Origin of the sequence: Jiella sonneratiae (assembly GCF_017353515.1) — a bacterium.
GTDB classification, from domain to species: Bacteria; Pseudomonadota; Alphaproteobacteria; order Rhizobiales; family Rhizobiaceae; genus Jiella; species Jiella sonneratiae.
The window spans coordinates 179,617-199,094 of record NZ_JAFMPY010000006.1 but is presented as its reverse complement, the minus strand read 5'-3'; the positions used below and the strand labels follow the sequence as shown (position 1 = coordinate 199,094).

The 19,478-nt window shown below is 69.2% G+C and carries 16 protein-coding genes; all 16 read right to left on the bottom strand.

Annotation, left to right across the window (positions count from 1 at the left end; translation table 11 throughout):
- Positions 1–87: 87 nt before the first annotated feature.
- The 16 genes from J1C47_RS08065 to J1C47_RS07990 all read right to left on the bottom strand — a co-directional run bounded on the left by J1C47_RS08065 (position 88) and on the right by J1C47_RS07990 (position 19,476).
- Positions 88–618 (bottom strand): rod-binding protein, encoded by a 531-nt coding sequence (locus J1C47_RS08065; RefSeq protein WP_207350228.1) that lies wholly within the window; start codon positions 616–618, stop codon positions 88–90.
- Between the two features lie 59 nt (positions 619–677).
- Positions 678–1,082, bottom strand: a complete 405-nt coding sequence (locus J1C47_RS08060; RefSeq protein WP_207350227.1) for a hypothetical protein — start codon at positions 1,080–1,082, stop codon at positions 678–680.
- Positions 1,079–1,834, bottom strand: a complete 756-nt coding sequence (locus J1C47_RS08055) for a flagellar biosynthetic protein FliR (protein ID WP_207350226.1) — start codon at positions 1,832–1,834, stop codon at positions 1,079–1,081. Before J1C47_RS08055 ends, J1C47_RS08060 begins: the two co-directional genes overlap by 4 nt.
- Positions 1,831–3,942, bottom strand: a complete 2,112-nt coding sequence (flhA, locus tag J1C47_RS08050) for a flagellar biosynthesis protein FlhA (protein WP_207350225.1) — start codon at positions 3,940–3,942, stop codon at positions 1,831–1,833. Before flhA ends, J1C47_RS08055 begins: the two co-directional genes overlap by 4 nt.
- Positions 3,943–4,199: 257 nt before the next feature.
- Entirely contained in the window at positions 4,200–4,472 is a 273-nt protein-coding gene (gene fliQ, locus J1C47_RS08045) for a flagellar biosynthesis protein FliQ (RefSeq protein WP_207350224.1), read from the bottom strand.
- A 2-nt stretch (positions 4,473–4,474) separates the two neighbouring features.
- Positions 4,475–4,879: a flagellar hook assembly protein FlgD gene (flgD, locus tag J1C47_RS08040; protein ID WP_207350223.1), complete on the bottom strand. Its 405-nt coding sequence runs from the start codon at positions 4,877–4,879 to the stop codon at positions 4,475–4,477.
- A gap of 1 nt (position 4,880) precedes the next feature.
- Positions 4,881–5,333 carry a flagellar biosynthesis repressor FlbT gene (gene flbT / locus J1C47_RS08035; protein ID WP_207350222.1) on the bottom strand — a complete coding sequence of 151 codons (453 nt, stop codon included), beginning with the start codon at positions 5,331–5,333 and terminating at the stop codon, positions 4,881–4,883.
- A gap of 2 nt (positions 5,334–5,335) precedes the next feature.
- Positions 5,336–5,683, bottom strand: a complete 348-nt coding sequence (gene flaF, locus J1C47_RS08030; RefSeq protein WP_207350221.1) for a flagellar biosynthesis regulator FlaF — start codon at positions 5,681–5,683, stop codon at positions 5,336–5,338.
- A 374-nt stretch (positions 5,684–6,057) separates the two neighbouring features.
- Positions 6,058–7,140 carry a flagellar hook-associated family protein gene (locus J1C47_RS08025; protein ID WP_207350220.1) on the bottom strand — a complete coding sequence of 361 codons (1,083 nt, stop codon included), beginning with the start codon at positions 7,138–7,140 and terminating at the stop codon, positions 6,058–6,060.
- An 11-nt stretch (positions 7,141–7,151) separates the two neighbouring features.
- Entirely contained in the window at positions 7,152–8,600 is a 1,449-nt protein-coding gene (flgK, locus tag J1C47_RS08020; RefSeq protein ID WP_207350219.1) for a flagellar hook-associated protein FlgK, read from the bottom strand.
- A 38-nt stretch (positions 8,601–8,638) separates the two neighbouring features.
- Positions 8,639–9,883 carry a flagellar hook protein FlgE gene (locus J1C47_RS08015; RefSeq protein WP_207350218.1) on the bottom strand — a complete coding sequence of 415 codons (1,245 nt, stop codon included), beginning with the start codon at positions 9,881–9,883 and terminating at the stop codon, positions 8,639–8,641.
- 166 nt (positions 9,884–10,049) lie between these two features.
- Positions 10,050–10,721: a response regulator transcription factor gene (locus J1C47_RS08010; RefSeq protein ID WP_207350217.1), complete on the bottom strand. Its 672-nt coding sequence runs from the start codon at positions 10,719–10,721 to the stop codon at positions 10,050–10,052.
- Between the two features lie 241 nt (positions 10,722–10,962).
- The gene (locus tag J1C47_RS08005; protein ID WP_207350216.1) at positions 10,963–15,744 is read right to left on the bottom strand and encodes a flagellar hook-length control protein FliK; all 4,782 of its coding nucleotides are present in this window, start codon (positions 15,742–15,744) and stop codon (positions 10,963–10,965) included.
- Positions 15,741–17,369, bottom strand: a complete 1,629-nt coding sequence (locus J1C47_RS08000; RefSeq protein ID WP_207350215.1) for a hypothetical protein — start codon at positions 17,367–17,369, stop codon at positions 15,741–15,743. The genes J1C47_RS08005 and J1C47_RS08000 overlap by 4 nt, the downstream gene beginning before the upstream one ends.
- Positions 17,369–18,631 carry a MotB family protein gene (locus J1C47_RS07995; RefSeq protein ID WP_207350214.1) on the bottom strand — a complete coding sequence of 421 codons (1,263 nt, stop codon included), beginning with the start codon at positions 18,629–18,631 and terminating at the stop codon, positions 17,369–17,371. Before J1C47_RS07995 ends, J1C47_RS08000 begins: the two co-directional genes overlap by 1 nt.
- Positions 18,628–19,476, bottom strand: coding sequence for a hypothetical protein (locus tag J1C47_RS07990; protein WP_207350213.1), 849 nt, complete (start codon positions 19,474–19,476; stop codon positions 18,628–18,630). Before J1C47_RS07990 ends, J1C47_RS07995 begins: the two co-directional genes overlap by 4 nt.
- Between the last annotated feature and the right edge of the window lie 2 nt (positions 19,477–19,478).

The window sequence follows — 19,478 nt, the reverse complement described above, 5'->3', positions numbered from 1 at the left end:
AGCCCTTCTGCTCGCTTGTTGCTTGGCCGCTCGCCCCGAGCGGCTGGTTTCTCTGATGGCCCGGCGCCGCCGCCGGCCCCTGCCCGGTCAGCCGCCGGTTCTCGTCCGCCGGGCGGCCGCCGCGGCCATCGCGCCGTCCTCGGTCTCCATGGCGTCGACGCCGGCGCTCGCATCCGCCGCCGCAGCACGCCCGGGAGCCGCCAGCTTGTCCCGCTTGGCGATCTCCGCCGCGATGCCGATTCCGCCGCCCTTGGCGATCTCGTCGCCGATCTGCTCGGCCAGCATCGACCGCCAGACCGATCCGGCGGTTCCCTCGCCGAAGAAGCCGGAATCCTCGCTCGGCAGCATCGACTGGATGAAGCTGCGCAGGACGAAGCCCTCGAACTGTTCGAGCGGTCCCACCTTGCGCGCCTCGTGCTTGACGAGCGGGCGGATCGTCGGCTCCTGCAAGGGTTTGGCAACGGGCGTCGCGGCGGTTGCCGCCGCCGCCGTCCGCAGCGCCGCGGTAAAGTCGGTGCCGGCAGCGCCCGCCGCGGCGGGCTGTGCGACGCTCTCGCGCTGTGCCGCGCGCTGAAGCGCTATGGCCGGATTGATCGTGAAGTCGTTGGAAACCGTCATGGAGTTCGCGCGGCGCCGGTTCGGTGGGAAATCGGTGTCCCGGTTCTAGGCGATGCGGCTTATTCGAAGCTTGTTGTGCGGGCGAGAAACGCGTCGATGCTGGCATCGCGCTGGCTCGCCTCGGCCTCGGCCTCGGCGATGCGCCCGTCCCGGTCGCGCACCTTCTCGATACCCTTCTCCACCCGGCGCACCTCCCGCAGCCGCGCCTCGACGTCGGCCTCCTCGGCGGCGAGCTTCTTGCGCTCGGCCTCGTTGCGCCGGAGATTGTTGACCTTGGCGCCGATGAACAGCCCGTGCAGGGCGTTGTCGACGCCGAGGCTCGCCAGGATGTCGGCGTCGCTCTTTTCCAGCGCGACACGCTGCTCGCGCAGCTGGCCGATGCGCCATTCCTGCATCAGGCGTTTCTGCGCCTGCACCTTGAGGATGCGATCCAGTCGCTTGACCCGGTCGGCGCTGTCGCTCATCCGTGCAACACCCAGTTCTGGAATTCGGTCATGAAGATCGTCATGAAGTCGCCGAAGGTATAGCCGAACAGAACGACTCCGCCGGCGAGCACGAAGGGCATCGAGATGAAGTAGATCGGGATCGACGGCGTCAGCTTGTTGGCGAGGCCGATGGCGAAGTTGACGATCACCGCGTAGAGCAGGAAGGGGCTGGAGATCCTGAGGCAGAGAAGGAAGGCCTCGGAGAGGTTGTCGGTGACGGCGATCAGGCTCGCCTGCGGCGCGAAGCCGGCCGACGGGGTGATCGCACCGTAGGAGGCGACCAGCGCCCGGGCGATCTCGGCATGCAGGTTGAGGACGAAGATCAGCGTCGTCGCCGTCATGGTGATCAGCGAGGTGAGCGCCGCCGACTGCTCGTGATCCTCGATGGCGCCCCCCATGGCCTGGCCCATGCCGATCATGTTGGCGACGACGTGGCCGGCAAAGCTCAGCGCCAGCATGAAGATGCGGCCGAGCATGCCGATCATGAAGCCGATCAGCGCCTCCGAGAAGATCAGCCTGAGATGCTCGGCGTCGTCGCCCGTCTGCACCAGCGGCTGGACGATCGGCAGCAGCGCCGGCGCGAGGGCGAGCGAGACGGCGAGCGACAGGAACAGGCGGATCTGCTGGGGAATGCGGGCCGACGAGACCCCCGGCATCACCATCAGGCATGTCCCGACGCGGCAGAAGATCAGGAACAGCGCCAGCGCGACGTCGGGAAGCTGGCCGATCACGAGATCGACCCGATGGGCCGGATGTCGACGCCGCGCGCGATCTCGACGTGGCTGAGCACCGGCAGGTTGACGAAGATGCGCTCGATCATCATGCGCACGTAGGGCCTGGCGTCCGGCGCCGAGACGAGGACGAAGGACTCGCCCTGGTCCATCTTGGCGCGGATCACCTTGGTCGCCTCGCCGGCGAACTGTTCGACGAGGCGCGGGTCGATGTCGAACTCGACGACGTCGCCCTTGGCGTCGCGCTTCAGCGCCTGGTGGAAGGCGAGATCCCACTGGTTGCCGAGGCGCAGAACCGAGAGCTTGCCGTTGTGCAGGAGATCGCCGCAGATCTGCTGGGCCATCCGCATCCTGACATGCTCGACGATCTGCTCGGAGCGGCGGACATGCGGCGCGATCTCGGCGATCGCCTCGAGAATGAGGTTGAGGTTGCGGATCGATACGCGCTCGGCGAGCAGGAGCTTCATGACCGCCTGCAGCCCCGAATAGGACATGTGGGTCGGGATGATCTCGTCGATCAGCCGCTTGTACTCGCTGTCGAGGCGGTCGAGCAGCGTGCGCATGTCCTTGTAGGAGAGAAGCTGGGCGAGGTTGTTGCGGATCACCTCGGAAAGATGGGTGAGGACGATCGACAGCGTGTCGATCGGCTCGAATCCCTGGCGCTTCAGTTCCGAGGTGAAGCTCTCCGAAACCCAGGCGGCGCGCATGCCGAAGGCCGGCTCCTTGGTGATGTCGTGGGGCACGTCCGGGCCCGGCGCATCGCCGATGACGATCATCATTTCGCCGAGCCGCAGCGGCTGGGCGGCGATGGTCGTGCCGTGGATCTTGATCTGGTATGACTTCGGCTCGATCGTCAGATCGTCCGACAACTTGATTTCCGGCACGACGAAGCCGTAGCGCGCCGCGAAGCGCTTGCGCATCTTCTGGACGCGCCGCGCCAGTTCCTCGCGCTTGGCCATCATGTGGGCCGAGGTCTGCTTGCCGAGCACCAGCTCGATCTCGACCATTCTCAGCGATTCCTTGACGGAATCCTTTTCGGCCTCGGCGGCGATCTTGTCCTGGACGGCCTTCTGGGCCGCCACCGCGTCCTCTTCCTGCTTGCGCTTCTTCGGCACCGTCCAGGCAACGAAGGCGAGACCGCCGGCGGTCATGATGAAGGGGATGAAGGGAAGGCCCGGCAAAAGCGCGAGAACACCCATCAGGCCGGCGGCGAGCGACAGGGCCAGCGGGTAGTGGCCGAGCTGGCCGAGGACGGCGGTCTGCGCCGCGCCGCGCGTGCCGCCCTTGGAGACGAGGAGGCCGGCGGCGAGGGAGACGATCAGCGCCGGGATCTGCGAGACCAGGCCGTCGCCGACCGAGAGCTTGGTGAAGACGTCGGCGGCGGCTGCGGCATCCATGCCGTAGCGGGTGATGCCGATGACGATGCCGCCGAAGACGTTGACCGCGGTAATGATCAGGCCCGCGATGGCGTCGCCGCGCACGAATTTCGACGCGCCGTCCATCGAGCCGAAGAACGAGCTTTCCTCCTCGAGCTCCTTGCGCCGGCGCTGAGATTCCTTCTCGTCGATCAGGCCGGCGGACAGATCGGCGTCGATCGCCATCTGCTTGCCGGGGATGGCGTCGAGGGTGAAGCGCGCGCCGACTTCGGCGATACGCGTCGCGCCCTTGGTGATGACCAGGAAGTTCACCGTGATCAGGATCACGAAGACGATGATGCCGATGAAGAAGTCGCCGCCCATGACGAACTGCGAGAAGCCGCCGATCACGTGGCCGGCGGCGTTCACGCCCTCGTGGCCCTGCGACAGGATCATGCGCGTCGTCGCGATGTTGAGCGACAGGCGCAGCATCGTGGCGAGGAGGAGGACGATCGGAAAGGCGGAGAATTCCAGCGGCTTCTGGATCCACAGCGCGACCATCAGGATGAGGATCGAGAGCGCCACGGAGAAGGACAGGCCGATGTCGATGAGGAACGGCGGGATCGGGACGAACAGGACCGTCAGGATCATCACGACCGCGATCGCGAAGCCGATCTCGCGATTGCCCGACTTCTTCGCGTCGCTGGCTTTCTGGGCACCGGCGAGGCCGGGCTTCAGAATGTCGACGGCCATGGCAAACCCCATCTGCGGCATTGAACGGCAAGCGCGCCGGAGCGGCGCGTCCTTGAGGTTTCGTCGCAGATCAAGATTGCTTCAGGCTGGGTCGGACGCCGCCGCCCCTTTCGGGAGCGGTGCCGCTCCCGGGCGTTCTTCCGGCAGGGCGGCAACGGCTTCGGGCGGCCAGCGCCCCGCGGGAAATGCCAAAGCCCGCCGGGGCGGGTCCGGCGGGCTTCGTCTTCGGGTCGCAAGTTCCGTGGCAGGTCGCCGCCTCAGCGGTCGAAGCCGGTCTCGATCCGCGAATAGGATTCCTGGGTGAAGGTGTAGACCTGCGCGCCCGTGAAGGAGGCGGTCATGGCGATCACCACGAAGATCGCGAGGATCTTCGGCACGAAGGTGAGCGTGACTTCCTGGATCTGGGTCAGGGCCTGGAACAGCGCGATGACGACGCCGACGGCCATCGCCACGGCCACGGCCGGCCCGCAGGCGAGGACGATCGTCCAGACGGCTTCCTGGACGATTTCGATCGCTTCGGCTTCGTTCACGACTACTGGACCTCCGTTCCGGATTCCAGCGTGACGGAACCGCCGCCCTCGAGCACCGCCTCGATCCCCGTCGAGCCGGCCCGCACCGCCGAGACGACGCCGCTCGTCGCGCCGTCGGCCGAGGTGATGGTGCGGCCGATCAGCGAATTCGCCTGGGTGAGAGCCGAGACGGCCATCAGCGAATCCAGCTTGCTGTTCGTCTGGATCGACTGTTCGACGCCCGAGAAGGTCGCGAACTGCGCGACGTATTCGGTCGAGTCGGTCGGGTTCAGCGGATCCTGGTTCGACATCTCGGCGACCAGGAGCTGCAGGAACGAATTGTAGTCGAGCGTGGACTTGGCCGTAGACGCGGTGGAGGTCGTCTGCGATGTCGACGCGGCGGTCGCGGAGGAGACGGCGGTGACCATCTCAGGCCCCCGCGGCCATGCGGAGCGCCGGCTCGAACTTGGTCACCGTGGTGGGAGCGTCGGGCGTCTCGCCGAGGATGTGATCCTCGAGCGGGATCATCGAGCGGATGCGCTTCAGCCCGTCGAAGGCCCGGCCGCGGCCGATCAGCTCCTCGACCTCGAGCAGACCGTCGATGATGTCGCGGTTGCTGTAGGTCTTGAGCATCGCCGGATGGGCCTTGGCGAAGAGCTCCATCGCCGCCCCGACGCTGTTGGGATCCATCAGCATCATCTGCACGACGAAATAGAGCTGACGCATCGGCGTCTTGGCCTGCTCGGCCTGCATGACGTGGCTTTCCAGGAGGAAGGTCACGTCGTTGAGGAATTCCAGGGTCGTCTTGCGATCGACCTTGAGGACCGCGCCGTTGACGAAGATGCGTTCGCCGGCCCTGAGGGAAATTCGGAGTGTCGCCATGGTCAGTTGAGTCCGTCGCGGATCAGGGTGGTGATTTCGATGATGCCTGCAAAGTTGTTCGACCGCCCGAGACGGATCGCCTCCGCCTCACGCATGATCCAGAGTCCGATCGAGATCAGCTCCGCGCGCAGGTTCTCAGGCAGACCGTTCTCGGAGCTGGAGAGATCCTCGACGAGGATCGCCCACAAGCTCCGCGTCATGTAGATGGCTTCGATCGCATCGCGGGACCGTGGGCCATTCTTCTCCGCGCGCTTCAGAAGACCGATCGAATGGTCGAGCGCCTGGCGTTCGCGCTCGCGTGCGTTGATCTCGACGTCCTCGGAGATTTCCGCATAGGAGAACTGGTACATTCCTACCCCTTGATCCTACCCGTGGACCGCGCTGCCGCCGGCGTCCGGGCATTGTGAAACCAGTGATTGGTCGTGTTCGGTCGCGGGCGCGTCTCGGCTCCCCCGCCGCAATCGTCGGCGCGCTCAGAACAGCGCGTCGGCGAAGGTCTGCTGCCGGCCCCGGCAGGGCACGGCCCGGCGGAGCGGGCGCGTCTCCGCGGTCCGGGCGGGCCGGAGCCCGCCGTCCGCTCCCTCCGGCAGGCCCCAGAGGTCCGGCGCGCCGGCCGAAGGGCCGAAACGCGAGGGACCCGCCGGCAGCCGCCGTATCCGGCGGTTCGATTGCCGCACCTCGGTCGGTTGTTGCGGCTCTTGCCTCGTCATCGTCGCGCCCCTCGTCAGATGTAGTTGAGAAGGCTGAGCTGCGAGATCCGCGCCGTCAGCGTGTAGGACGTCTCGAGCAGCGTCTGCAGGCCGGTCACCCGCGTGCTCGCCTCGTACTGGTCGACCTCCTCGAGATCCGAGATCGAGATGTTGAGGACGCTCTTTCGCGCCTTCAGCGTCTCGTCGGCCAGGTCGACGCGGTTCTGGCTGCCGCCGATCTCGGCCTGCATCTGGGTGAGCTGGCTGAGACCCTTGCTGAGAGTTTCGATCGCCCGGCTTGTGAGAAGCTGACGGGCGCCGTCATTCATGTTCTCGGCGCCGAGATCCGACAGCATGACGTAAGCCTTGGCGATGTTGCGGAAGGCCTCCTCGTTGGCGGAATAGGAGGTCTTGACCGTCTCGCTGTCGCTGATGCGGTTTTCCACCGTCGTGTCGTCGGCGTTCGACCAGTTGTCAGTCCAGCCACCGCCGGTGCCGGTCGTGAACAGGTCTTCGAACGGCCCGTCGAGAAAGGCCTCGAGGTCGCTTTCGGTGATGTCGGCGACGGCGGCGTCGGTCTGGCTGAAGCCGAAGGCGGCAGCGAAGGCGGCGGCGGTCGCGTCCTGCGCCGTCGAGCCGTCGAAATAGGTGTCGGCCTTGGTTCCCCCCGACGTCGTGAAGCCGACCGCCGGCTGGTCGGTCGCCGACCCGGAGAACAGGAAGCGTGCGCCGGAGGAGGAATTCAGCGCCCCGACGAGCTGCTGCAGGCTCGCCGACGCCTGCTGGACGCTGGCCGTGATGCCCGGATCGCCGGTGCCGTTGGCGATCAGCGAGGACAGGAAGTCGGACCCTGTCGTCGACAGGGAATCGAGCGCGTTCTGCATGACGGAGAAGCGCTGGCCGACGATGGCGTTGGTGTCGAGCTGGCGGTCGACGCTCTCGACTTCCGAGCGCAGCGAGATCGACTGGTTGGTCCGGAGCCCGAGCGCCAGGCCGACGTCGGCGAGGCGGCCGGTCGTCGCCTGCTTCTGCATGATCGTCAGTTCCTGCTGGATCTTCGACACGGCATTGCGCGGCGACGACAGCAGCGAATAATTCGATACGAGAAAGTTGGTCATGGCCGGCCTCGTCAGGCGATCTGGAGGAGACTGTCGAGCATCTCGCCGATCGTGGAGATCAGCTTGCTCGACGCCTGGTAGGACTTCTCGAGGTCGAGAAGGTGCGACATCTCCTCGTCGAGATTGATGCCGGTGACGTTGGAGAGGGATTCTTCGGCGCGGGACAGGACGGTCGACTGGTAGTCGACGTCGTCGTTGGCCGTGGACCTCTTGTCCTCGAGCCAGCTGATCGACGAGGCGATGTAGTCGCCGATGGTGCCCTGGGTGCCGGCGCCGTAGGAGCCGTCGAAGCTGCGCTGGCTGGCGAGCCCGTCGAGGAGATCGTTCAGCCGGTCGCTGAAGCCCGAGGTGCCGTCGGCGTTGTAGACGATGCCCTGGCCGGAGATGTTGCCGTCGCGCAGCAGCGTCGGATCGTTGACGACGCTCGGCGAGACGGTGATCAGCCCGGCGAAGCCGGTCTGGGAGGTGATCGTCGAAAGATCCGTGGAGGAGCCGTCGGCCTTGATCGAGAACAGGCCGGAGAAGGCGGTGCCGCCGCTGTCGGTCTCGGAAAACGCCTCGACCAGCGATGCCGCGACCTCGTCGAGCTGGCCCTGATAGGTGACCGCCGTCTCGTCGCGGAAGGTCAGGAGGCCGTAGACGCTGCCGGACTTGATCGGCATGCCGGTCGAATCGCCCGAGACGCTGACGCCGTCGATCTTGAAGCTGTTGCCGACGGTGTTGGCGTCGTAGGCGGTGGTTGCGGTGAACTCGACCTTGCGCGCCGTGGTCTCGAACAGCGTGATGCCCGAATCGGTGTAGAGGCTCATGTCGCCGCCGGCCCGGCTCTGGACGTTGACGCCGACATAGCCCGAGAGCTCGGTGACGATCTGGTCGCGGCGGTCGACGTCGTCGGTCACGTCCTGGCCGGTCGCGGTTCCGGCCATGATCCGGCCGTTCAGCGTCTCGAACTCCGACAGCAGACTGTTCATCCGGCCGGCGATGTCGGAAAGCTGCCGGTCGGCGTCCGTCCTCGCCGCCTGGACCGCGTCGGTGGTGTCGTTGAGGCTCACCGCGAGGTCGGAGGCGGCGTTGACGGCGGCGCGCGCCGTCTGCGGATCCTCCGGCGTCACGGCATATTGCGACAGCGCCGTCTTGAGAGCCGTCAGGCGCGCGGCCGGCGAGGCGGTGGAGTCGGTGTCGCCGATGACGCTGCGGATGGAATCGAGCAGCGAATAGGTCGCGTTGGCCGATGCCAGCGACGCCGTCGCCGTGGTCATCGAGCTGAACAGCGCCTGGTTGCTCGACTGGGAGACCGAGAGGATCGACACTCCGCCATAGAGGTTCGACGACAGGTTCGTGTATTTGCGCGTCGCCGATGAGTTTTGGGCATTGGCGACGTTGCGCGAAACCAGGGTCGACTGCTGCGACACGGACGCCAGCGACGAGCGGGCGCTCGTAAAGGCGGAAAGAAGGGACATCTCGGTTTTCTACCCCTGCCGGTGGCGCCGTGCGCCGCTCAGCGCTTCAGGTTGATGAGAACGTCGAGAATTTCCGAGCCGGTCTGGAACACCTTCGAGTTGGCGCTGTAGGAGCGCTGCGACTCGATCATGTCCGTCAGTTCGGTGGCGAGGTCGACGTTGGACTGCTCGACGGCGCTCGACACGAGGCTTCCGAAACCGTTCGAACCCGGAAGACCGTATTCGGCCGTGCCGGAATCGAGGGTGGCGGAATAGACGTTGCCGACGCCGGCCTGCAGCATGTCCGGGCTGGTGAAGCGGGCGAGGTTGAGCTGGTAGAGCGAGACCAGCGTGCCGTTGTCCATCACGCCGCTGAGGACGCCGTCGTCGCCGATCGAGAAGTCGCTGAAATAGCCCGGAGGATTGCCGTTCGCCGAGACCTTCGCGGAAAAGTCGGTGTCGTATTCGGTGAGCGAGCCGAAATTGACCGCGACTTCGTTGCCGGCGGCGAGCGTGATGTCCATCGTCAGGTCGCTGAGGTCGTCGTCGGGGACTGCCGTCGCCGTACCCCCATCGGGGGTCACGGAGACCGGCCGACCGGTCGTCGGATCGAACTCGACCGTCTGGGTGGTGGTGGAGGTGCCGTCGGTCAGTTCCACCGACCACTGGCTGTTGGTGGACGTCGTGGCATCGCCCTGCACCAGCTTGGTGAGCGTCATCGTCAGCGTGATCGGCGAGCCGATGTTGTCGTAGACGGTGATCGTCGTGGTCTTCTTGCCGTCGTCGCCGAGCTCGGCGGTCGAGGGAAGCTGGAGGTTCAGGCTGGCGCTGTCGGTCGCCTTGGGCTTCACCAGCTCGCCGACCGGCAGTTGGATCGGCCCGGTGGTGCCGTCCTCCTCCGAGGTGCCGGTCAGCCGGTAACCCGCGGAATTGACCAGATAGGTGGTCTGCTCGCCGTTGACCGTCGAGGTCTTCTGAACGAACGAACCGGCGCGCGTGTAGAACTCGCGGCCGGTGTTGTCCTGCACGACGAAGAAGCCGTCGCCGGAGATCGCGACGTCGGTCGACGAAGAGGTCGCCGCGATGCTGCCCTGGGTGCTGACATACTGACGGGTCTCGGTCTTCACCGATCCCGAGTTGTACTGTCCGCCGGACTGGGCGATCACCAGCGTCGAGAACTCGGCCTCGCTCCGCTTGTAGCCGTCCGTGCTGGAATTGGAAATGTTGTCCGAGATGGCCGACAGGCGGTTTGCCTGGGCATTCATACCCGAAACACTGGTTCTGAAGACGCCATTGATGCTCATGGGCTCGAGACTCCGTAGCCTGCCGCGCTGCATCACGGATAGGCCGGCAAGCTTGCGTCTGGCTGTGATCCGCCCCGATCCGGGTGGTACTTCTGCAAATGAAAATGCCCCGCCGGAAATATCCGACAGGGCATTTTGAATTTAATACTTTGGAAAGATTTGGCGCTTACTCTACCCCGATGCCGTATCCGAGGTAACGCTTCGACGAGACCGGGTCGTAGCCGAGGCGCATCTTCAGCTTCTTGCGCAACTTGGAGATGTGGCTCTCGATGACGTTCTCTTCGACGTTCTCGTCGAAGATGCCGTAGATGGCGTTGAAGAGCTGCTGCTTGGAGACCCGGCGGCCGCGGTTGGCGACCAGATATTCGAGGATGCGGCGCTCGCGGCGCGGCAGGGCCATCGCCTTGCCGGCGACCTCGGCGTCGCGGCCGTCCTGGTAGACGCAGATCTCGCCGACCACCGTCCGGGTCGTCTCGGCGTTCTCGCGGCGGCGGATGGCGCCGACCCGTGCCAGAATCTCCTTGACGTGCACCGGCTTGGCGACGACGTCGTCGACACCGGCGGCGAACAGATCGAGCGTGCCGTCGAGGTTGCGGCTCTCGGACAGGGCGATCATCGGCGCCGTCGAACGCGACCGGATCACCCGCGGGCAGCCGGCCCGCTCGTCGAAGTCGCCCAGGAGAAACGCCTCGACCGCCGAGATGTCGGCGTCCGGCGCCGTCTCGACCCAGTCGCGGAACTCGCTGGAATGGAAGGTCGCCGTCGAAACGCCTTCACGCGCGAAGAGCGACTGATATCCGCTCGTCACCAGTTCCCGATTGTCAACCACTACGATCATTTTTACCCCCTCGTCCGCCGCCGCGTTGTTGGTAAAAAAACCGTAACCTGACGCGAGTCTTGCACCAATCCTGAAATTTAGTGATCTATTAACCATGGCTTGCGATCGCGCGGCCAAGCCATTGAATTTGCGGCAAAAAGTTTTTTGCCACGATGAATGCGGACGGCGGCGGCAGGCCATCGCCCGCCGCCTGGCCGTAAGCGGCCGGAACCGTTCCGGACGGTGTGGTCGTCGCAGCCTGTCACAGGTAGATCGACGGGTCGAGGCCCATGCCGCGGCTGCCGGCCTCGCCGCCGGTGCCGATCGGCCCGGCTGATCGATCGCCGCGCGGCTGCCGCGGCGCACCGTCGTCGCGGCGGTTGCCCTGGGCGCCCTGCCCGTTCTGTCCGCCGGACGCCGTCTGACCACCGGAGGATGCATCGCCGCGCGGCTGGCCGGAAGCTGCCGGATCGCCCTGGCCGGCGGGCTGCTGCGCCGCGCGAAGGCCGGAGGTGTCCCGCTGTCCGACGGTGACGAGCGCGTCGTCGACGTCGAAGCCCGAGGATTTCAGCATCGCCTTCAGCGCCTCGCTGTCATCCTTCAGCCGCATCGCGGTTTCCGGCTCGAGCGCCTCGATATGCACCGAGAGGCTGCCCTCGATCAGCTTGAGCGTGACGTTGACCTTGCCGAGATCTTCCGGCGCGAGCTGGATCTGGATCGTCTTCAGCGCCGCACCGCCGGCCCGCAGGCGGGTGCGTTCGACCCCTTCGGACATGGCGGCTGCCGCCGGCATCTGGACGAGGGCCGCGGCAACCGCATTGGCGACCTGGCTGGTCGCCGGCGCGACGTTCGCCGGGACAACGCCCCGCACCGCCTCGCCGCGCGCGACCGGAACCTGCGGCTGGACGGCGGGAAGCGGCCGGGCGAACTCCGCTGCGAGTTCGCGCGCCGAGGCCGGCTCGTGTTTGGGGGCGTCCGCGGCAGGATGCGAAGCGGCCGGATCAGCGCCGACCGTCGCGCCCGTCCCGCCTTCAGCGGCGGAGGCAGACGCCGGGGTGCGATCCCCGGCCGCAGCTACCTGGAGGGGCCGGGCGCCGGTCGTGGCGGTGCCGGTCGTCGCGGCAGGCGCGGCGGCGGGCGCCTTCTGGGCGTTGCCGGCTGGCGCAGGCATCACGTTCCGGCGGTCCGTCTCGCCCCGCACGGGCATCGCGGCGCCGCGATCGGCACCGGCGTCGGCGGCCGAATCCGCGGCAGGCGCAGGGGTGGTCAGGTCAGCCGCGACTTCCGCCCCGGGAGAGCTGCGAGGCGCCGCGGCCGTCTCTCCGCGCCCCGGCGTGCCGGCTTCTGCGGGTGCAGCGGTACCGGCCTGATCGCTCGTTTCGGCGGGCGTCGCCGAAGCGGCCGCGCCGGTCAGCAGTGGCTCGCCGGTATCGCTGCCGGACGTGGGCTGCTGCGCCGTGGCCGCCGGCGCGCCGGCATCGTCACGGGCGACGCGAGGCTCCGCCGCCGGCAATGCGGCATCGCTGCCGGCCGGTGCGGACGAAGCGGCGCCTTCGGTCGAGGCTGCGGCGCCGGACGCAAGCGCCCCGCGGCCTGCGGCCTGCCCGCCCGCAGGAGCGGCCTCGGGCATTCTCGCCGCAGCTACGCCGCGGCTGGAGGCTGCCTGGCTTTGCGCGGCGGCTGCGCCGGCCTGTCGGGTCGCCGGTAGCTCGCGGCCGCCCTGCTGCTTCGGCTCGGAGGTGTCGGCACTGTCGGTACGTCCGGTGCCGGAAGCGATCGGCGGAGCTGCATCCGCGCGGGCCGGCGACGTCGCGGCGCGGGGAGCTGCGGCGTCACGCGGCGCGGCAGCGGCGGCGGCCGCCTGGCGCGGCGTCAAGGCATCGGCGCTGCGGATGCCCTGGACGGAGGGGCTCGGCATTTTCTCCCCAGAAACGCCCGATCCTTGTTCGGCAAAGGCGCTGCCCGCCACGGCCTGAGCCGAGGCCGCACCGGTCTCGCCAATGGCCTCCACGGTCGTTGCGGCGGCGACCGGCCGCGATCCCGTGGCGATCGCTGCGGAACCTTCGGCATCGCCGGCCGCCGGCGCGGCGGCTGTCGTGGTCACCGCTTCGGGCGCCGTCATCCTCGACGTCACCGCTGCGGGGCTAACTTCAGCAAATGTCTGCGTGGCGGCAGATCCCGGCTGTCCGGCACCGGCTGCAGCCCCCGGCGTCATTGCGCCTTGCGAAAGGTTCGGCATGCCGCGTGCCTGGCCGTCGGCCGGCGCCGTCATGCCCGCTACCGCGCTCTCTGCACCGCTTTCTGCCCCGATCCCCGCTCCGGGCCGAACCTCTGGCACCGCGCCCGAGACGCTCCGCACCGGTTCGGGCGAGGCACTGCTCGAGCCTGCTGCGGCGGCCGTTCCCGGCTGTGCCTGGCGGTCAAGCTGGAATGCCGGATTTGCGGGGGATCGCTGGCCGGTCTGCTGCGTCGCAGCCTGCGCCTGCCCGGCGGCCGGGCGGGCGCTGCGCCGGGCGGCAGCAGGCTGTCCGGAAGCCGCAGGGTTGCGCGGCGCCGCGGCGGACTGGTCGGTCGACCGCGCGCCAGCCCCAGTGACGCTCGTCTCGGTCGAGCCGGTCGCGGCGGTCGCGGCTTGGCCGCTGTTTACCGGCTCCACCGTGCCTGCACCGCGTGGGACGGCCGCAACCGTGCCGGCCGCGGGCCGGGCTTCTGCCGCGGAAGCGGTCTGCGTGCTTGCAGCAGCAATTCCCGCCGAAGCCGCGCCGGCCGCAATGCTGCTCGTCGAAGGCTGGGTCTGCCCGAGCTGCGCTTCGCCGAAAGCGCGGGACGAAACGCCGGCAGCAGCCGTCGCCGCAAGCGGCGCCGAGCGCTCGAATGCCCGCACCGGCGCGCCATCGGCCCGGACGGTGGTGGTCGGCGCGCCCGCACCCGCCTGACCGGCGATCGAGGGCTTGCGCGGCGATGTCGTGGACGGGTCGGCCGAGCGCGTCGTCGCAGCCGGGCTGCTCGTCTCGGTGGAGGCGGATGCAGCGGTAGCAGAAAGCGGGGCCGTGCGCTCGAAAGCCTGCGCCGGGGCGGCATCGGCCGTAGCCGCTACGGTCGGCACGTTCGTCGCCGTCTGGCCGGCGACGGAGGCGGCGGCGGAGGCGGAGGCGGTGCCGGCGAAGCCGCGAACCGACTCGGCCACCGCGCCGCCCGCAACGGTCGCAGCTCTTGGCATGGCGGCGGTTCCAGCCTGAGCGGTCGCGCCGGTGTTCTGGGAGGCGGAGAAGGCATTTTCTGCCGTCGCGGGAGCGTTCGCCGTCTGGCCGGCGACGCCGAGGCCCGCCAGCGCATCGCGACGGGCGGCGGCGGCGATCGTTCCGCCGGTGGCGGCAACCGGTGCCGTAGCGGTGGTGGCGCCCTCGCCGGCCCTGCCGCGGTCGGCCCGCCGTGTCGCCGGCTCGAAGTCGGTGCGCATCGAGACGAGGTCGACCCGGGCGCCGAGCATGGCCCGGGAGGAGCCCGGCAGGCGGATGCTGCGCTCGGAGGCGGCGCGCAATGCGTCGACCGGCACGTCGCCGCCGCTCGCCGGTGCGGGCGTCGCCGCCCCGCTCGTCTGTGCGGCGCCGCCGGGTATCGCATTCGTGGCGGCGGCGGTGGTCGCTCCGCCGGTGGCGGCCGGCGACCCGGACGCGGCCTGCTGCGACGGAAGGCTCGCGCGCGCCGCCAGATCGGCGACAGCCTGTTGCGGAGCCGCACCGGAGGGGAGGACGAAGCTCGACGCGGCCGCCGGCCGCAGTTGCTGCGCGGCAGCCTCGCCGCTCCGGGAGGCGCCCCGGACGGCGGCGGGATCGACCGCCGGCCGGCCGGCGGCGGCAGGCGCGGCATCGGCGGCGGCACCTTGCGCCTGGGCGCGCGGACCGGCCTGCGCCGCGACACCTGGCTGCAGCGGGTTGCGATCGACCAGCGAGGCCCCCGCGAGGAGGTTCGACGGCGTGGCGGCGGTCGTCGCCGCCGGCCCGTTCTGCGGGGCGTCTTCGGTCCCGGCACTCGCGGCGACGATCTGCCGTTCCAGGCCGAAGCCGCCGAGGATCGCCGCGAGCTTGGCGTCGGGCGAAAGCGGCGCCGCCGAGACCGTCTCGACGGGCTCGGCGGCCGGCGCGCCGGCATCCTCGTCCGTGTCGTCGCCGGAGGAAGCGGCGACCGCCTGCCCGCTCCCCACAGTGACGATGACGCGGTGGCTGCGAACCGGGCTCGCCGCCCTTTGTACGGAGGCTTTCGTGTCGGCGTCCCCGGGCAGGGTGATGCCGAGCCGCTCGGCGGTCTCTTCCGCAGAAAGCTGCAGTTCGACGGCCGGATTCTCGGCATCGACGCCGGATTGCAGCAGCCGCAGGCGCAAAAGTTCCGGATCGGTCTCGGCGGTGACCGCCGCGAGCCTGGCCTGCGGGGCGGCCCGGCGGCCCGTTTCGAGGTTCGTCGCCGCAGCGGCGGCGCCCGGACGGGTTTGCCCGTCCCTGCCGGCGACGGATGCGCCGGCTGCCGCCATGCGGCGCTTCGACAGTCCTTCCGCCGCAGCGGCTTTGGTCTCGGCGGCCGGCAGCGAGCGGCCCTTTTCTGGCACGACCGCCGCCTGCGCATCACTCTCCTGCGCATCGCCCTCGGCGTCGCCGAGCGGTGCGATGGCCTCTGCCGCGTCGGCGACGCCGGAGGGGCCGTCGGCGACCTTTGGACCGGCAGTGGGCGCCGGCCCGCCGGCCGCCTCGCCGGCAACCTGTCTGCCGGCACTGCGCGAGGTCTGTCCGCGGCCGAGACGCGCGGCGGTTTCGGCCGTGTCGGAACCCTTCTGTCCCGCAGCATCCTGCTGCGCGGCCGGCTCGCCCGCAGCCGCCGGGCGCCGCCTGCCGGAGGCGGCGGACGCAGCATTGCCGCCGTCCTGCGCCGATTTGAGGTCGCGGATCGCCGCGGCGAAGCCGTCGGCGTCGCCCGCCTTGCCGCCACGGTCCTTGGAAGCACTGCGACCCGGCACCGCCACGTCGGCCGCGATCCCCCTCGCCACGGTCATTCCTTCATCCCTTCGAGATCGCTGCGCACGGCATCGAGAAGCTTGTTCGCCCGGTCGAGGACGGCCGAATCGGCCGCGTCGGCCGCCGGCGCCGCGTCCCCGCCCTTGGCGGAAGGCATCGCCGCGTCGGCCATCAGCGGCTTGCGGATTTCGTCGAGCACGCCGAGCGCCGCCTCGTAGAGCTTGCGGTCGGCCGGGTGCAGATTGTCGCGCTGGATCTCCTCCAGCCTGGCGAGCGTCTCCGCGGGGTCGCGCTCGGTCAAGGTCGAGGCGGCGACGTAAAGGAGCGCGCGCTGGCGGGCGGCGGGCGTGAGGTTCGGCACCTCCAGAACCTTCGCCCCGACCATGCCGGCGAGCTTCATGTTGCCGGCGATCAGTGCCCGCCGGCCGATCGACAGGAAGATGTTGAGCCGGTCGGCGAGCGGGATCCGGGCAACCGCGTCGGCGACGCGTTCCACCGTCTTGTCCGCCTCTTCCACGGGCCGCGCGACGTAGAGCGCGGTGAACATCGCCCGGAAATTGCCGGCATAGACCGAATGGGCGTAGCGGTCGAAATAGAGCCGCCCGTAGCCATCGGCCCGGTCGTGCTCGCCGAGCTGTTCGGCCAGCACCATGGCGAGGCGCAGCGCCGCCTCCTCGAGCAGCGTGCCCGTGCCGTCGAGCATCACCAGCCGCAGCCGCTCCAGCGCCTTGTCAGGCGCGGTCTTCTCGATCATCTGGGCGACGGCGAGGTTGACCTGGGCGGCAAGGCCCGGCTCCAGGCTGGCGACGTCGAGACCGGAGAGCAGCCGCTCGGCATCCTTCTGGCGGTTCTCCACATAGGCCAGCGCGCCGTCGAGCAGCGGCCGCACGTCGGCGGGAAAGTCGTTCTTGGCGAGGATCATCCGCAGCACGGAGGGCGGCCCGCCGGAGAGGACGAAGAGAGCCGCCGCCCGCTGGTTGCGCGGGTCCTTCCAGGTGTCCTGGCTCGCACGTTCGAACGCCGGTCCGTACCACTGCAGGAGACGCGCCTGGACGCGATTGGCCGACGGATTGCCGCGTGCGGCCTGGTCCTGCAGAAACTGCAGCGAGCGGATCACCTCGTAGGGCTGCGGCCCGCGGGTCGGGACCGGCGCAGGCGCCTTGCCGTGGCCTTCGTCCGAATGGGCTTCTTCCGCAGCGTCCCCCGCATGGGCGTCATCGCCGGCGTGCGCATCCGGTTCCGCATGGGCGCCCTCGCCGGCATTCGCCGCGTGCGAGGCATTGCCACCGTCATGTGCCGCATCGGCCGCCTTCGCGCCGGCCTGCGCCCCGCTCTCGCCGTGGCCGGCTGCGGCCGCCGGCTGCCCGGCATCATCGGCATGCCCGTCGCCAGCTTCGTGCGGCGCCTGCGCCGCGGCGTCGGCCCCGCCCGTTTCGTGCCCGCCGGCATCGTGCCCGGCGGCATTCTGCCCGGCACTGCCCTGCGCGGGAGCGTCGTGCCCGGCCTCGTCGCCGCGCCGCGCCGCCTCGCCCGCCTCGCGGACGCGCTCGGCCGCGCTCTTGCCGGCGGCGTCGCCGTGCGCCTCCTCGCCGCGCACCGGCGCAGCGAGGACGACCGCGGCCACCGCGAGGAGACGCGCAAGATGGTTGAGGGGTTGACGCATCACGCCCGTGGTTCGGTGAGGAAGATTTCGATGCGGCGGTTGATCGCCGCGTCCGGATGCTTGGGATCCTTGAGGTCGCGGTCGGCGAAGCCCTCGATGGCCTTGACCCTGGTCTCGTCGAGGCCGCCGCGCGCCAGCATGTAGTAGGCCATGTGCGCACGGGCGGTGGAAAGCCGCCAGTTGTCGTATTCGCCGCCGGCATACTGCCGGGCGTCGGTGTGCCCGCGGATGGTGATCCTGCCGGGCCGCTTGGCGAGAACCTCGGCAATCTTCTCCATCATCTTGATGGCGTCGGCGCTCGGCTTGGCCGAGCCGACCGGGAACATGCCGGACTTCGCCTCGTCGGCGAGCGAGATGGTGACGCCGCCCTCGCCCTCGACGACCTCGACATTGGCCGGGACGTGATCGCCCAGCTTGGCGAGTTGGGCATTGATCTCGCGCTTGATCCGGGCAGCCTCGCCGCCCTGCTTCTTGGTGCCGTCCTCGGCCTTGCCGGCGGCGTCGGCGCCCTTGCCGGAGGGTGCTCCGCTCTGGTCGCCAGCCGCCTTGAAGCCGGTCTTGTCCTTCTGGTCGCCCGCGGCCATGGAATTGCCGGGGTCGTCGACGCCCTCGCCCTTCGGCCCCTTTTCCGGGTCGCTCATCGGGTCCTCGGGCGGCAGGACGGCGGTGCGGAAGTCGATCGGCGGAACGTCCTCCAGCCGGCCGCCGCTCTCCATGACGTTGGGCGACAGCTGCCAGGAATCGGGGTCGAACGGATCGCGATAGGCCTCGCCGCCGTTGAGGCCCGGCAGGCCGGAACCGTCCGGCTTGCCCGACATCTGGCCGTCGCCGTTCTTGCTGCTTTCCGAGACGATCTCGGCGAGCACCGAATACGGGTCGCGGAAGATCGCCTTCTCCTCGCCGCCGGTCTCGTTGCCGGCGGTGGGATGCCCGCGCGGATCGCCGTTGGTCTCGGCGGCGCTCTCGCCGTTCTGGTTCTCGCTGCGGTCGGCGCCGTCGTCCTTCTTCTTGATGCCGCGGGTGGCGGGCGAAGGATCGTTGAGCTTGATCGGATTGAAGTACTGGGCGACCTGCTTGCGCGTCGCCATGTCCGAGGAATTGGTCAGCCACATCACCAGGAAGAACGCCATCATCGCGGTCATGAAGTCGGCGAAGGCGATCTTCCAGGCACCGCCGTGGTGTTCGCCCTCGCCATGGCCGCTGCGGCGGACGATGATGATCTGGTGTTGGTCGAGATGCCCCGCTCCGGACTGCTCGCTCACGTCAGGGCCTCTTCCAGGGCGCGCTTCCAGTCGGCGAGACGGGTCTCGAGGGTGGTCTGGTCGCAGCTGATGCGGATGTCGGAGAGGTTCTCGTCTGCCTCGAAGGCGACGAAGCCGCGCCGCGGCCCGAGGGCCTCGGCGAAGGCGTCGAGCAGCGCCGCCGGGCCGACCGCCTCGAGCGAGAGCGAGCGTCCGTCGAGGGACATGGTGGCGACGGCCGTGGCGAGGTCTCCGATCGTCTGGCGGGTCCTGACGTCGAGCGCGATCGGCTTCAGGACGCCGGCGAGCGACGTCGACAGCGCCGTTTCGATGCGCTCGAGCTTGTCGGTGAGAAGTTCCGCCAGGCGGCCGCCCTCCTCGCCGAGCGCTTCGAGGCGCGCGGCCTCGACCGCCTCGGCCTCATGCGCGGCGGCGCGGGCACGTTCGGCCTGCAGGGCAGCCTCCACCGCGGCCTCGATCCGCGCCTCGGCCTCTTCGAACGCCTCGGCGCGTCCGGCCTCGCGGCCCTCGGCACGGGCGGCCTCGACGTCCTCTTCCGTCAGCTGCGGCAGCGCGAAGGCGATCTCCTGCGGTGCTGCGGCCTGCTCGGCGTCGAAGCCGAAGTCGGCGCCGTCGAAGGAAACGTCGTCGAGGGCCTTCTCGGCCTCGCCCATCTCGGGGATCGCCTCGAGATGCTCGGGCACCGGCTTGCTGCGGCGCTTCTGGGCCGGCAGGGCGTCGGAGACCAGCGTCAGATGCTCGAAGCTCGGCTTCTTCTGCGGCTTCGGCTTCGCGGGCGTCAGGCTCTGGAAGTGCTCGTCGCCGGCCTCGGGGAATTCCGTCAGATAGTCTGCGAGAGAGATCATCC

Excerpts from the sequence above, each read along its gene's own strand:
- flhA (WP_207350225.1), bottom strand. The coding sequence starts at position 3,942 with ATGGCCGTCGACATTCTGAAGCCCGGCCTCGCCGGTGCCCAGAAAGCC.
- J1C47_RS08060 (WP_207350227.1), bottom strand. The coding sequence starts at position 1,082 with ATGAGCGACAGCGCCGACCGGGTCAAGCGACTGGATCGCATCCTCAAG.
- flgK (WP_207350219.1), bottom strand. The coding sequence starts at position 8,600 with ATGTCCCTTCTTTCCGCCTTTACGAGCGCCCGCTCGTCGCTGGCGTCC.
- J1C47_RS08005 (WP_207350216.1), bottom strand. The coding sequence starts at position 15,744 with ATGACCGTGGCGAGGGGGATCGCGGCCGACGTGGCGGTGCCGGGTCGC.
- flbT (WP_207350222.1), bottom strand. The coding sequence starts at position 5,333 with ATGGCGACACTCCGAATTTCCCTCAGGGCCGGCGAACGCATCTTCGTC.
- J1C47_RS08000 (WP_207350215.1), bottom strand. The coding sequence starts at position 17,369 with ATGCGTCAACCCCTCAACCATCTTGCGCGTCTCCTCGCGGTGGCCGCG.
- J1C47_RS07990 (WP_207350213.1), bottom strand. The coding sequence starts at position 19,476 with ATGATCTCTCTCGCAGACTATCTGACGGAATTCCCCGAGGCCGGCGAC.
- J1C47_RS08025 (WP_207350220.1), bottom strand. The coding sequence starts at position 7,140 with ATGACCAACTTTCTCGTATCGAATTATTCGCTGCTGTCGTCGCCGCGC.
- J1C47_RS08010 (WP_207350217.1), bottom strand. The coding sequence starts at position 10,721 with ATGATCGTAGTGGTTGACAATCGGGAACTGGTGACGAGCGGATATCAG.
- flgD (WP_207350223.1), bottom strand. The coding sequence starts at position 4,879 with ATGGTCACCGCCGTCTCCTCCGCGACCGCCGCGTCGACATCGCAGACG.
- J1C47_RS08065 (WP_207350228.1), bottom strand. The coding sequence starts at position 618 with ATGACGGTTTCCAACGACTTCACGATCAATCCGGCCATAGCGCTTCAG.
- J1C47_RS08015 (WP_207350218.1), bottom strand. The coding sequence starts at position 9,883 with ATGAGCATCAATGGCGTCTTCAGAACCAGTGTTTCGGGTATGAATGCC.
- flaF (WP_207350221.1), bottom strand. The coding sequence starts at position 5,683 with ATGTACCAGTTCTCCTATGCGGAAATCTCCGAGGACGTCGAGATCAAC.